The organism is Streptomyces sp. NBC_01235 (assembly GCF_035989285.1).
In the GTDB taxonomy this organism is placed as follows: Bacteria; Actinomycetota; Actinomycetes; order Streptomycetales; family Streptomycetaceae; genus Streptomyces.
In genome coordinates this window covers 7332588-7346422 of sequence record NZ_CP108513.1, presented here as the reverse complement: position 1 = coordinate 7346422, position 13835 = coordinate 7332588, and the positions used below count along the sequence as shown (strand labels likewise).

At 72.6% G+C, this 13835-nt stretch carries 9 protein-coding genes; 1 reads left to right on the top strand and 8 read right to left on the bottom strand.

The annotated features are described in order from the left end of the window. Positions 1 to 123: 123 nt before the first annotated feature. The 4 genes from OG289_RS33115 to OG289_RS33100 form a co-directional block, all read right to left on the bottom strand. On the bottom strand, positions 124 to 447 hold the full coding sequence (locus OG289_RS33115; protein WP_327317714.1) for a hypothetical protein: 324 nt from the start codon (positions 445 to 447) through the stop codon (positions 124 to 126). Further along, positions 444 to 812, bottom strand: a complete 369-nt coding sequence (locus OG289_RS33110; protein ID WP_289924729.1) for a WhiB family transcriptional regulator — start codon at positions 810 to 812, stop codon at positions 444 to 446. Before OG289_RS33110 ends, OG289_RS33115 begins: the two co-directional genes overlap by 4 nt. Positions 813 to 991: 179 nt before the next feature. Further along, positions 992 to 1309, bottom strand: a complete 318-nt coding sequence (locus tag OG289_RS33105) for a hypothetical protein (RefSeq protein ID WP_327317713.1) — start codon at positions 1307 to 1309, stop codon at positions 992 to 994. A gap of 188 nt (positions 1310 to 1497) precedes the next feature. Next, on the bottom strand, positions 1498 to 3702 hold the full coding sequence (locus tag OG289_RS33100; RefSeq protein WP_327317712.1) for an ATP-dependent DNA helicase UvrD2: 2205 nt from the start codon (positions 3700 to 3702) through the stop codon (positions 1498 to 1500). 196 nt (positions 3703 to 3898) lie between these two features. Between OG289_RS33100 and OG289_RS33095 the strand changes: the two genes are divergently transcribed. After that, positions 3899 to 4141: a mycoredoxin gene (locus tag OG289_RS33095; protein ID WP_327317711.1), complete on the top strand. Its 243-nt coding sequence runs from the start codon at positions 3899 to 3901 to the stop codon at positions 4139 to 4141. A 77-nt stretch (positions 4142 to 4218) separates the two neighbouring features. On the opposite strand, the gene nudC is transcribed toward OG289_RS33095, so the two are convergent. The 4 genes from nudC to OG289_RS33075 form a co-directional block, all read right to left on the bottom strand. Continuing rightward, positions 4219 to 5163 (bottom strand): NAD(+) diphosphatase, encoded by a 945-nt coding sequence (gene nudC / locus OG289_RS33090; RefSeq protein WP_327317710.1) that lies wholly within the window; start codon positions 5161 to 5163, stop codon positions 4219 to 4221. A gap of 149 nt (positions 5164 to 5312) precedes the next feature. Beyond that, positions 5313 to 6725 carry a dipeptidase gene (locus tag OG289_RS33085; protein WP_327317709.1) on the bottom strand — a complete coding sequence of 471 codons (1413 nt, stop codon included), beginning with the start codon at positions 6723 to 6725 and terminating at the stop codon, positions 5313 to 5315. Between the two features lie 10 nt (positions 6726 to 6735). Next, positions 6736 to 10290: an ATP-dependent DNA helicase gene (locus OG289_RS33080; protein WP_327317707.1), complete on the bottom strand. Its 3555-nt coding sequence runs from the start codon at positions 10288 to 10290 to the stop codon at positions 6736 to 6738. A gap of 141 nt (positions 10291 to 10431) precedes the next feature. Then, the gene (locus OG289_RS33075) at positions 10432 to 13779 is read right to left on the bottom strand and encodes an ATP-dependent helicase (RefSeq protein WP_327317706.1); all 3348 of its coding nucleotides are present in this window, start codon (positions 13777 to 13779) and stop codon (positions 10432 to 10434) included. Positions 13780 to 13835: the final 56 nt, after the last annotated feature.

Below are 13835 nucleotides of genomic sequence, written 5' to 3'. Positions count from 1 at the left end.
GCGCCGCGGCGGTGGATCGCGCGCACAACGCACCGCGGGGGCCGGTCCGTTCGGACGGACCGGCCCCCGCCAGGAGAGCTTCACCTCCCCCTGTGGGGAGGCCACCGCTTCAGGTGTGGGTGGTTACTGCATCACGGCCATGGCGAGCGCCCGGCGGGCACGCAGCGAGGCGCGCTCGGCCCGGCGCTGCATCCGGCGAGCGGTCGCCAGGCGCACGGCCCGGCGTTCCCGCTCGGCCTCGTGCAGTCGGTCGTGCATATGCGCACGAGCCAGGGCTTCTGGGATGAGTTGCATCTCGCGTGTCCTGTTCTGACGCGAGTCGTACGCGCCGGTGGTGGTGATGTCTTCGGTCGCGGAGCCTGCGGGCTCGCTGGTGAACGGCTTCATCGGGGCCTGCTTCTTGGGGTCTTGCGTGAGGGGGCGATCGATCGTTCCTGCGGTGTTCATGCCGAGACCGGGTTCTTGCGCGGGCGACCACGCGGCCGCTTCCGGGCGACGACGACACCCTGGACGAACAGCTCGCCACCCCAGACGCCCCAGGGCTCGCGCCGCTCCTTGGCGCCGGCGAGGCAGGCCTCGATCAGCGGGCAGGTGCGGCACAGGGACTTGGCGTACTCGACGTCGGCCGGCGACTCGGCGAAGAAGACCTCCGGGTCGTAGGAGCGGCAGGGGACGGGTACGCCGAGGTTCTCGATGGCGTCGTCGAGCGCGGTGAGCGCCGTGAGCGGGGTCAAGGTGGAGTCCTCCGTGAGGCCGGGCGGGGGGATCGTTTCGGAAGGCGGTACGGACGGGGCGTGCGCTTCGAGTTGCACGGTTCGTCTTCCTCGTCTGGTCGGTCCGGCCCTGTGGGGTCGGGTGTCGGCTGGGTACCGGGTTCTTTTCTTGTCCCGAGGCCCCTTCGCTCCGTCGTCCCCGTTGTTCGGGGAAAACAGAAGGGCCGCGGATCCCGGATGGGGTTCCGCGGCCCTGAAGGCGCCGGCCTGATCGACGATCAGGCTGGATCACTCCAGGGTTCTGGCCCACGGAAGGCCCACATCAGGTGGTGCTGCGTCGTCTGCTTCCGGGATCCGGCACCGGCTGCCGCGAAGGCATAGGCATGTGCCTGTGCCCCTACTGCTTCCAGTGCCTTGGTCGGTCGCTCATTGCGCTCGCGGATGGGAAGACCCGCGAGGGCAACGGAGGAGGACGCCGGCCGGTCGGCACGGATGCCGGACAGACCGGTGCCCAGGACCGAGGCGCCGAGCATGCACGCGGAGACGACAGAGCGATCGTTCAGTTTGGCGGTGAAGCTGCTGTTGATGATGATCACTGGAATCGCCTCCTCTCGGCGTCTCGGGGGACCGGGGTGAACCCAGTCCGACGGATATGCAAGTACAGCACGGAATCAGGGCCTTCGAGAAGGCCGCCGTCCCCGTGGCTTAGAACCTATGGGGATTGCCGGGGCATGCGCAAACTATTTTTCCGACGAGTTCGGATCAGTCTCCCGTCCGTCCCTCCTCAGTCGCTCCCGTCTTCCCCTCCGACGTCTTGGCCTGCGCAGATGGCCAGGACGTCGGCTCCGTAGCGGTTGAGCTTGCGCACTCCGACCCCCGGGATCCGCGCGAGCTCGCCCTCCTCCTCGGGGACGGTCTCGGCGATCGCCATCAGCGTCTTGTCGGTGAAGACGCAGAACGCCGGCTGTCCGCCCCGCTGCGCCTGGACCGCCCGCCAGTCCCGCAACCGTTCGTAGAGCCCCTCGTCCATGTCGGAGGGACAGTCCTCACAGCGCATCAGCTTCATCTCGCCGGCGTCGGTCAGGGTGCGCCCGCAGACCCGGCAGCGGGCGGGGGTGCGCTGGGTCCGGCGCGGCACGGTGGGGGCGCCCACGGCGGTAGCCGTGAAGCCGCGCTCGATGCCTCCGGCGCCCCTGGTGCCCCCGCGACCGGCGACGGCGCCCGAACCGGGACGCAGGCCGTCGAGAAAGCGGCTGGGGCGGCGACTTGGGCGGCCGCCGGGCGAGCGGGACAGCGCCCAGGAGACGTGGAGACGCTCGCGGGCGCGGGTGACTCCGACGTAGAGGAGCCGACGCTCCTCCTCGATCTGCTCGTCGGTCCTGGCGTAGGTGATCGGCATCATGCCCTCGGCGACGCCGACCAGGAACACGACGTCCCACTCCAGGCCCTTGGCCGAGTGCAGGGAGGCCAGGGTGACGCCCTGGACCGTCGGGGCGTGCTGGGCGCCCGCCCGCTCGTCGAGCTCGGCTACCAGGTCGGCGAGCGTCGCGCCGGGCTGGGCGGCGGAGAAGTCCTGGGCGAGGTTGACCAGCGCGGCCAGCGACTCCCAGCGTTCCCTGACGGCTCCGGAACCGGCCGGCGGCTGTGGCGTCCAGCCTTCGCCCGACAGGACGGCACGCACCTGGGAGGGCAGGTCGACGGTGTCCTCGAGGAGCGTGTCGTTGCCGCCGAAGCGGGCCGCGCCGCGCAGGGCGACACCGGCCTTGCGTACCTCGGGACGGTCGAAGAAGCGCTCGGCGCCGCGCAGCTGGTACGGGATGCCGAGGTCGGCCAGGGCCTGCTCGTAGGTCTCCGACTGCGCGTTGGTGCGGAACAGGATGGCGATCTCGGCCGCCGGGACACCGGCGTCGAGGAGCTCGCGGATGCGGCGGGCCGCGCCCTCGGCCTCGGCGGGCTCGTCGGTGTACTCGGTGTAGCCGGGCTCGGGTCCCGGGCCGCGCTGGGAGACCAGCTCCAGGCGGTGGTCGGCGGCGCGGCCCCGGGCCTGGGAGAGCAGGCCGTTGGCGAGGTGGACGACCTGGGGGGTGGAGCGGTAGTCGCGGACCAGCTTGACGACCGTGGCGCCGGGGTGGCGTGTGCGGAAGTCGAGGAGGTGGTCGGGGGTGGCTCCGGTGAAGGAGTAGATCGTCTGGCTGGCGTCGCCGACCACGCACAGGTCGTCCCGGTCGCCGAGCCACAGCTCGAGCAGGCGCTGCTGGAGGGGGCTGACGTCCTGGTACTCGTCGACCACGAAGTGCTGGTACTGGGCGCGGACCTGCTCGGCGATGTCGTGGCGGTCCTGGAGGACGGCGACGGTCAGCAGCAGGACGTCTTCGAAGTCGATGACGCCGCGGTCCCTCTTGATGTCCTCGTAGGCGGAGTAGAGCTGGGCGATCTCGGCGGGATCCCGGGGGATCTCGCGGCCCGCCTTGGCCGCGGCCAGGGCGTAGTCGGCGGGGACGGTCTGGGTGACCTTGGACCACTCGATCTCCGCGGTGGCGTCCCGCAGCTCACCGCGGTCGAGACGGATGCGGCAGATGGCGGCCGCGTCGGCGACGAGCTGTATCTTCCGGTCGACGAGCCGGGGCAGGGAGCCACCGATCGCTTTCGGCCAGAAGTACTGAAGCTGGCGCAGGGCCGCGGAGTGGAAGGTGCGGGCCTGGACACCCTGGGCGCCGAGCTGGCGGAGCCGGCCCCGCATCTCCCCGGCGGCACGGTTGGTGAAGGTGACGGCGAGCACGCTGGAGGGGTGCAGGATGCCGGCGCGCACACCGTAGGCGATGCGGTGGGTGATGGCCCGCGTCTTGCCCGTGCCGGCTCCTGCCAGCACGCACACCGGACCGCGCAGGGCGGTCGCCACCTCGCGCTGCTCGGGGTCGAGCCCTTCGAGCACCGCGTCGGCCGAGTCCGGTACCCGCGGGAAGAGGGTGGAGTGCGTTGCTGCTGTCACATGGCCATGCTGCCAGGTCGGCGGAGACGGGCGGGCCGGTTGTCCACAGGCGAGGCCCCGCAGTCGTACTAATGCGGCGAGCGTCACCCTCGGCCGTCCCTACCGCACAGCGCCTCGCGGGAATGGTGGCCCTTTCAAGTACGTTCTCCCCCTGCGACCACCTGTACCCCCGACCCTCCGAAGGAGCACGAGAGACATGCTGGGCACTGTGACGATGTACAGCACCACGTGGTGCGGCTACTGCCAGCGGCTGAAGAAGCAGCTCGACCGCGAGGGCATCGGATACACCGAGATCAACATCGAGCAGGACCCGGCGTCCGCGGCATTCGTGGAGAAGGCGAATGGCGGAAACCAGACGGTTCCGACCGTGCTGTTCCCCGACGGTTCGACGCTGACGAACCCGTCGCTGGCGCAGGTGAAGCAGAGGATCGGCGCGTAAGAGGATCGGCGCGTAGGCAGTTCTCATCCACGTAGGGGTGGCCGTCCCGGGCCGGGACGGCCACCCCTACGTCGTTCTCAGATGAAGCTGCGGGTCGGCAGCGGCTTGCCGTACCAGAGCTCGATCAGACGGGCCGCGATGGAGATACCGTACGGGGGAAGCACCTCGCCGGACTCGAAGGCGGCGCCGAGTTCGTCACGGGAGAACCAGCGGGCCTCGTGGATCTCGTCGCCGTCGACGTCGATGTCGGTCGAGGTGGCGCGGGCCATGAAGCCCAGCATGAGGCTGGAGGGGAAGGGCCAGGGCTGGCTGGCGATGTAGTCGACCTGGCCGACGGTGACGCCGGCCTCCTCGAAGACCTCGCGGCGCACGGACTGCTCGATGGACTCGCCGGGCTCGACGAAACCGGCGAGGGTCGAGAAGCGGCCCTCGGGCCAGTGGACCTGGCGGCCGAGCAGGATGCGGTCCTCCTCGTCCGTGACGGCCATGATCACCGCGGGGTCGGTGCGCGGGTAGTGCTCGGCGCCGCAGGCGGGGCAGCGGCGGATGTGGCCGGCCGCGGCGATCACCGTGCGCTCGCCGCAGCGGGAGCAGAAGCGATGCAGGCGCTGCCAGTTCTCCAGGGCGACCGCGTGCACCATCAGGCCCGCCTCGCGCGGCGACAGCAGCAGGCCGGCCTCGCGCAGGCCGGCGGGGCGCGCGGACTGGTCGATACGGCCGGGCAGCGCGTCCTTCTGGAGGGCGAAGTAGCTGACGCCGTCCTCGTCGGTCCCCAGGAAGTAGCGGTGCGCCTCGGTGAGAGGCGCCTCGAACGACGGGGTCATGACGAGCTCGGTGCGGCCGTCGGACGTCTCGTCGATGAGGACCTGGCCGCCGGAGACGACGAAGCAACGCGTCGTGGGGTGGCTCCACGCCGCGGCGAGCCAGGCCTCGTCGAGCCGGTGGTGGGCGGCCCGGTCGATGCCGCTCGGCGCGGTGAGCGAAATGGGTCGATCGGCGTTCTGGTCGGTCCAGGTGGTCACGGGTACTTCCAACTCCCCCGGTGGAACGGTTGTTTCGGCGGGCGGTTCAGCGGGACGTACGGCAGGGGACGACCGGTGCGGTGTCGCGGTGCGGGGCGGTGTTTCCAGTGTGCCCCGCGCGCGTGTCCCCTCCGGACCGAGCGAGGGCGTCAAGGCGCATGACGCCAGTTCTCGGCGAGGTCGCCCCAGAGGTACGCGGTGGCCTCGACGCCCTTGACGAGGAGGTCCAGCTCGACCTTCTCGTTCGGCGCGTGCCAGCCGTCCGAGGGCACGGAGATGCCCAGGAAGAGCACCGGGGCGCCGAGGACTTCCTGCAGGTCGGCGGCGGGACCCGAGCCGCCCTCACGGGTGAAGCGGACGGGCCCTTCGAAGGCGCGGCCCATGGCGCGGACCACGGACTTGAGGGCCGGGTGGTCCAGCGGGGTCAGGCACGGGCGCGTGGCCGGGCTGAACGTGATCTCGTGCCGGATCCCGGCGGGCACCTGCTCGGCGGCCCAGGCGCGGACAGCCTTCTCGATGGGCTCGGGGTCCTGGCCCGCGACCAGCCGGAACGACAGTTTCACGAAGGCCGAGGACGGAATGATCGTCTTGCTGCCGGGGCCCTGGTAGCCGCCGCCGATGCCGTTGACCTCGGCGGTGGGGCGGGCCCAGACGCGCTCCAGGGTGGTGTGTCCGGCCTCACCGTGCGTGGCGTGCGACCGGGCGGTGCGCAGCCACTCGTCCTCGTCGAAGGGCAGCTCGGCGAAGAGCTCGCGCTCGCGGTCGGTGAGCTCGACGATGCCGTCGTAGAAGCCGGGGACGGCCACACGCGCGTGTTCGTCGTGCAGGGCGGCGACGAGGCGGGCGGCCACGGTGGCCGGGTTGGGCACGGCGCCACCGAAGGAGCCCGAGTGGATGTCCTGGTCGGGGCCGGACAGCCGGATCTCGCACTCGGCGAGGCCGCGCATGCCGGTGCATACCGTGGGGGTGTCCTCGGACCACATGCCGGTGTCGGAGACGATCACGGCGTCCGCGGCGAGCCGCTCGGCGTGCTCCTCGACCAGGGCGCGGAAGTTCGGGGAGCTGGACTCCTCCTCGCCCTCGATCAGCAGCTTGAGGTTGACGGCAGGGGCGGTGCGGCCGGTGGCGGCGAGGTGGGCGCGGACGCCGAGGGTGTGGAAGAAGACCTGCCCCTTGTCGTCGGCCGCCCCGCGCGCGTGGAGGCGGTTTCCGCGGACGACGGGCTCGAAGGGGTCGGTGTCCCAGCCGTCCTCGCGGGCGGCGGGCTGCACGTCGTGGTGGCCGTAGACCAGGACGGTGGGGGCCTGCGGATCGCCGGAGAGCCACTCGGCGTAGACGGCCGGGGCACCCGGCGTCTGCCAGACCTCGACGGTCGGGAAGCCGGTCTCCTCGAGCTTGGCGGCGAGCCAGTCCGCGCTGCGCCGTACGTCGGGCGCGTGATCGGGCTGCGCCGACACCGACGGGATGCGCAGCCACTCGGCGAGGTCGTCGAGGAAGGCGGCGCGGTGCTCCTCGATGTACGTGCGGACTGCGCTGACGGCACTGTCAACGGGATGGCTCATGGTCACGAGCCTATCGGCCCGCACCGACATCCTCGCCGGGCCCTTGCGCAGGGTTTACCTGCGCTGCCCGTCCCTCGCGGTCGCCGTCGGCGCTCTCCTCCCCGGTCAACAGGCGCTCCAGCGCGGCACGATCGGGCAGACCCTCCGGTCGTACGACGTCGCCGGTGCGCACATACAGGAACGCCGCTGTGACGGATTCCACGGGCACACCCTGCTGCTCGGCCCAGGCGAGCCGGTAGAGGGCGAGCTGGAGGGGGTCGGCGGTGCGGGCTCGGTGCGTCTTCCAGTCGACGATGTCGTACGTCGCCGAGTCCCCGTCGCCCTCCTTGTAGACGGCGTCGATACGGCCCCGTACGACGCGGCCGGCGAGGGCGAGCTGGAAGGGGGCCTCGACGCGGTAGGGCGTGCGGTGGGCGTACTCGGTGCGCTCGAAGGCTTCCTTGAGGACGTCCAGGTCTTGTTCGTCGGCGATCTCGGCATCGCCGCCGGGCAGTTCGTCCGGTTCCAGCAGGGGGAGCGTCAACTCCTCGAAGCGGGCCTCCACCCATGCGTGGAACCGGGTGCCACGGCGCGCGGCCGGTTGTGGGGGGCGTGGCATGGGGCGCGCGAGTTCCTGCGCGAGACCGTCCGGGTCGGCAGCCAGGCGCAACACCTGCGAGGCGGTCAGGGTCGTCGGCAGGGGGACGTCCGTGACGCTCCGGCGGGCGCTCAGAAGCTCTCCGGTGAGTGCGTCGAGGTCACGGTCCCAGGAGGCGACGGTGCGGGCCTCCTCGGGGGCGAAGGGGGTCCGGCGCGGGTGACCGGGGTGGGGGCGCGCGGCGGGGGGTTCCGGGGCCGGCGCCTGGTGCGGGACGGCGGGGCGGGCGCCGGTCCAGTCGTCCCAGTCACCGGCGTCCTCCTCGAACGGGTCGGCGCCGTAGGGCGGGTCGTCGTAGGCAGGCTCGTCGTACGGAGGCTCGGGGGAGAGCTCGTCCTCGTCCGGTGGTGCGGGCCAGTCCGGGTCCTCGTACGTGTCGGGGTCGTGTGTGGCGGCGGTGTGGCCGTCGGCGGGCGAGGCGAGGCTCTCCAGGTGGGCGAGGACGGTCTCGGCGGCGGCGCGGCGGCGGGTCAGGGCGGCGTCGTCCAGGGGGAGCGGCCAGACCTGGTCGGCCGTCGCGCGGTGCAGGGTGGGGTTCTCCGCGTCCTCCTCCGGCTCGTCCGCCCAGGCCTCGATCTCGCCGTGTCCGGCCGCGCAGTGGTCGTGGAGGGCTTGAAGGAAGTCGGAGGGGCCGCGGGGCTTCTTCTGGGTGGGGCCCCACCAGTGGCCGGAACCGAGGAGCAGGGAGCGGGGGCGGGTGAAGGTGACGTAGCCGAGGCGGAGTTCCTCGGTGTGCTGGTGGTCCTTCATGGCCTCGTGGAAGGCCTTCATGCCCCGCGCGTCCCAGGAGTCGAGGTCGGGGAGCGTGTCGGCGTCGCCACGCAGTTCGTGCGGCAGCACCTTGGCCTGCGCGGTCCACTTCTCGCGGCCCTGACCGCTGGGGAAGGTGCCGGTGACCAGGCCGGGTACGGCGACGACGTCCCATTCCAGGCCCTTGGACTTGTGCGCGGTGAGCACCTTGACGGTGTTCTCGCCGCCGGGGAGGGCGTTGTCGAGACCCTTCTCGTACTGGGCGGCGGTGCGCAGGAAGCCGAGGAAGGCCAGCAGGCTCGCCTCGCTCTCGCCCGCGGCGAAGGACGCGGCGATGTCGAGGAAGTTGGACAGGGTCTCGCGGCGGCGGGCGGCCAGGGCGTGCGGGGACGCCGACAGTTCGACCTCGAGGCCGGTGACGGCGAGGACGCGGTGCAGGACGTCCATCAGGGGATCGGCCAAGGAGCGGCGCAGGTCACGCAGTTCGGTGGCGAGCCGCGCGAACCTCACGCGCGCGTCCGGCGAGAAGGGCAGCCCGTCGTCCTCCCCGGTCCTGTCGGCGCCGTACAGAGGCGACTCCAGGAACGTGTCGAGGGCGTCCGCGAGCGATATCACCTCGGACGGGTCGACCCCCTCGACGGCCTCGGCGAGGCGGCGGTCCGGGTCGTCGTCGCCTTCACCGCGCGCGTGGCTGACGAGCAGCCGTGCCCGCCGGCCCAGGAGGGCGAGGTCGCGTGGACCGATGCGCCAGCGCGGGCCGGTGAGCAGCCGGACCAGGGAGGCGTTGGCCCCGGGGTCCTGCAGGACCTCGCAGACGGCGACGAGGTCGGCGACCTCGGGCAGGTGCAGCAGCCCGGACAGGCCCACGACCTCGACGGGGATGTCCCGGGCCACCAGCGCGCCCTGGATCTGCGCGAAGTCGGTGGCCGTGCGGCACAGGACGGCGATCTCGCCGGGCGCCGTGCCGGTGCGCACGAGGTGGGCGACGGAGTCGGCGATCCAGTCCATCTCCTCGGCGTGGGTGGCCAGGAGGGCGCAGCGGACCACTCCGTCGCGTTCGGCGCCGGGGGCCGGGCGCAGGGCCTCCACGCCCGCGTGCATGGCGCGCAGGGGCTCGGCCATGCCGTTGGCGAGGTCCAGGAGGCGGCCGCCGCTGCGGCGGTTCTCGCTGAGCGACTGGCGCCGCGCCCTGCTTCCGTCGGCGTGCGCGAAGTGCTCGGGGAAGTCGTCGAGGTTGGCGACGGAGGCGCCGCGCCAGCCGTAGATGGCCTGGCAGGGATCGCCGACGGCCGTCACGGGGTGGCCGGTGCCACCGCCGAACAGGCCGGCCAGGAGGATGCGCTGGGCGACGGAGGTGTCCTGGTACTCGTCGAGGAGGACCACGCGGAACTCGTCGCGCAGGATCGGGCTCACTTCGGGGACCTGGCCGAGCTGCGCCGCCATCGCGATCTGGTCGCCGAAGTCGAGCAGGTCGCGCTCGCGCTTGGCGGCCCGGTAGCGCAGCACCAGGTCGGCCAGTTCGCGCCGGGCGGCGGCCGTCTCGGGCACCTTGCGCAGGTCGGCGTTGGTGAGTTTGGCGCCCTCCAGGGTGCGCAGCAGCTCGGCGTCCCACGCGCGCAGGTCCTCGGGCCGGACGAGGTGTTCGGCGAGTTCGGCGTCGAGCGCGAGGAGGTCGCTGATCAGGTCGGCGAAGGAGCGGGTGAGCGACGGGTATGGGCCGGGTGCTTCGCGCAGCACGCGTGCGGCGAGCTGGTAGCGGGTGGCGTCGGCGAGCAGGCGGGACGTGGGCTCCAGGCCGATGCGCAGGCCGTGGTCGGTCAGGAGGCGGCCCGCGAAAGCGTGGTAGGTGGAGATCACCGGCTCGCCGGGCGGGTTGTCGGGGTCGATGACGTCGGGGTCGGTGACGCCTGCCTTGAGCAGCGCCTTGCGGACGCGTTCTGCGAGTTCTCCGGCGGCCTTGTTGGTGAAGGTCAGGCCGAGAACCTGTTCGGGGGCGACCTGGCCGGTGCCGACCAGCCACACCACGCGCGCGGCCATCACCGTCGTCTTGCCCGATCCGGCTCCGGCCACGATCACCTGCGGGGCGGGCGGCGCGGTGATGCAGGCCGTCTGCTCCGGGGTGAAGGGGATCCCGAGGAGCGCCTTGAGCTGCTCGGGATCGCTGATACGGGCGGGCATGGGGAGAGGCTAGCGGCGGGCACTGACAGTCGATGACAAATCACCCGCCGAGCCAGAAGAACCGCAGGTCAGAACATGTGGTGCGGTCCATCACACCGGCGCTTCGAGAGGTACTCCGACGGCGCGCTCACCTCTGCTCGCTCACTCGACGACGTGCCGCCCTTCCGGTCGTGCGCTGCACGAGGCGCGGAACGCGCAGTGGGTGCACTGCTGACCCGCGGTCGGGGTGAACCGCTCGTCGAGGACCTTGCCGGCCGCCGTGGCGAGCAGGTCGCCGACCCACTCCCCCTCCAGCGGCTCCTGTGCCTGCACCTTGGGCAGGTTCTCGCCCCCGTCGCGCTTGGCGGCGCCCTGGCGCAGCTGGACGAGTTCGGCACCGCCCGGTGTGGGCCGTACGCCGTCGAAGGCCTCGTCGACGGCGCCCTCGCGGACGGCGAGCTGATAGACGGCGAGCTGGGGGTGGCGCTCCACCTCGCGGGCGGTCGGCGCCTGTTTGCCGGTCTTGAAGTCGACGACGTAGGCGCGGCCTTCGCCGTCGGCCTCGACGCGGTCCATCTGGCCGCGGATGCGCACCTCGTAGTCGCCCGCTTCGAGGGTGACGTCGAAGTCGTGTTCGCTGGCGACCGGGGTGCGGCCGGTGCGGTCCATCACATGCCACTTCAGGAAGCGTTCGAGTGCCACACGCGCGTGTGCCTTCTCCTGCGTGGACTTCCACGGAGCGTCGAAGGCGAGGGCGTTCCACACGGAGTCGAGGCGTTCCATGAGGACGTCGAGGTCGGCCGGAGTGTGCCCGGAGGCGACCTCGTCGGCGAGGACGTGCACCACGTTGCCGAAGCCCTGGGCGGCGGTGGCCGGGGCGTCTGCCTTCACCTCGCGGCCCAGGAACCACTGCAGGGCACAGGTGTTGGCGAGCTGGTCGAGGGCGCTGCCGGAGAGCACGACGGGCTGGTCGCGGTTGCGCAGCGGAACCTTGCTCTCGGTCGGCTCGAACATGCCCCACCAGCGGTAGGGGTGGGCGGAGGGCACCAGGGGCCTGCCGTCCTCGTCGGCGAGCGCGGCCAGCCGGGCCAGGCGCCGGGCGGCCGCCTCCCTGAGGGTGGCGGAGGCGCGCGGGTCGACCGTCGTGGCGCGCAGTTCGGCGACCAGCGCGGCGACCGACAGGGGGCGGCGCGGGCGGCCCGTGACGTCCTTGGGATCGACGCCGAGTTCGGCCAGGAAGCGGGAGGGCTGGTCACCGTCGTCGGCGGGCGCCTTGACCGCCGTGACGACGAGTCGCTCACGCGCGCGTGTGGCGGCGACGTAGAACAGGCGGCGTTCCTCGGCGAGCAGCGCGCCCGGGGTGAGCGGTTCGGCGAGTCCGTCGCGGCCGATGCGGTCGGCCTCCAGGAGGGAGCCCCGGCGCCGCAGGTCCGGCCACAGGCCCTCCTGGACGCCGGCCACGACGACCAGGCCCCACTCCAGGCCCTTGGCGCGGTGGGCGGTCATCAGGCGTACGGCGTCGGGGCGCACGGCACGCCGGGTGAGGGTGTCGGCAGCGATGTCCTCGGCCTCGATCTCGGCCAGGAAGTTCAGGGTGCCCCGGCCGCCGGTGCGCTCCTCCGCGCGCGCGGCGGTGGCGAACAGCGCGCACACGGCGTCCAGGTCACGGTCCGCGTTGCGGCCGGCCGCGCCGCCACGACGGGCCGCCCGTTGCAGACGCGTGGGCCAGGGTGTGCCGTCCCAGAGGTCCCACAGCGCCTCTTCGGCCGTACCGCCGCGCGCGAGGCGCTCTCGGGCCGTCGCCAGCAGCGCGCCCAGGCGCTGGGCACCACGCGCGTACGTCGGGTCGTGGATGACCAGCCGCTCCGGTTCGGCCAGAGCACGCGCGAACAGTTCGTCGGAGGGCGGCGGCAGGGGGTTGCCGGCGGCGCGCTCCTCCTCCCGCAGGGCGCGGCCGAGGCGGCGCAGATCGGCGGCGTCCATGCCGGCCAGGGGCGAGGCGAGGAGGGTGAGGGCGGTTTCGGTGTCGAGCCAGCAGGCGCCCGGGTCCTCGGTGTATTCGTCCCCCTGTGGTGACGCCGACGTCTCCGGCTGTGGCGCCGACGGGGTGGCGGCGGCCTCCGCCGTCGCCACCGCGCGCAGGGCCGTCAGCAGGGGGGCCACCGCCGGTTCGTGGCGCAGGGGGAGGTCGTCGCCGTCGATGTCGAGGGGGACGCCCGCGGCGGTGAGGGCGCGGCGGACCGTCGGGATCGTGCGGGAGCCGGCGCGTACCAGGACGGCCATCTCGCCCCAGGGCACACCGTCCTCCAGGTGTGCGCGGCGCAGGATGTCGGCGACGTTGTCCAGCTCGGTGCCGGGCGTCGGGTACGTGTAGACCTCGACGCGGCCGCCGTCGCGTGCGGCGGCCAGTTCGCGGTGGGCGCGGACCTTCTCGGCCGGCAGGCGGGTCAGGGGCATCCGCTGGGTCAGCAGCCGGGTCGCGGCCAGGAGGGCCGCGCCGGAGCGACGGGAGGTGCGCAGGACCTCGACGGGGGCCGGACGGCCGTCGGGGCGGGGGAAGGCGTGCGGGAAGTCCAGGATGCCGTTCACGTCGGCGCCCCGGAAGGTGTAGATCGACTGGTCGGGGTCGCCGAACGCGACCAGGGTGCGGCCACCGCCGGCGAGGGCGTGCAGCAGGCGTACCTGGGCGGGGTCGGTGTCCTGGTACTCGTCGACGAACACGGCGTCGTACTGGGCGGCGAGCCGCTCGGCGGTCCCGGTGCGGTGGGCGAGGAGGACCGCGCGGTGGACGAGTTCCGCGTAGTCGATCACGCCGTGCAGGTCGAGCACGTCGAGGTACTCGGCGAGGAAGGCGGCGGCGGCACGCCAGTCGGGACGGCCGATGCGGTGGGCGAAGGCGTCCAGGGCCGCGGGGTCGAGGCCCAGTTCGCGGCTGCGGGCGAGCACCGCGCGGACCTCGTCGGCGAAGCCTCGGGTGGTGAGACAGGCACGCAGTTCGTCCGGCCAGCGCACGTGCGCGAGACCGAGCCGTTGCAGGTCGAGCTGGCCGGCGAGCAGCTCGCGGACGGCCACGTCCTGCTCCGGGCCGGACAGCAGCCGTAGGGGTTCCACGAACAGGTCCGTGTCCTGGTGGGCGCGGACCAGGGCGTAGCAGTAGGAGTGGAAGGTGGTCGCTTGGGGCGCGCGGGCGGCGCCCATACGATGCGCCATCCGGTCCCGCAGCTCGACGGCCGCCTTGCGGCTGAACGTGAGGACCAGGATGCGCGCGGGGTCGCCGCCGCGAGCGACCCGGGCGGCCACCGACTCGACGAGAGTGGTGGTCTTTCCGGTGCCCGGACCTGCGAGAACGAGCAGCGGACCGGCACCGTGGTCAACCACGGAGCGCTGTGCGGCGTCCAGAAGAGGGGGATCCACCCGGGCCGGCGGGGTACGCACCAGTCGGTAAGCGCCACGGTTCCCCTGTCGCCCCTGGGGGTGCGGCAGGCGCCTGGTGGAGGAAGAGGAGCTCACGTGGTTCGCCGGTCCTGGTGGGTGTGCTGGTTGGCCGGGGGCGACTTTCTCCGCCC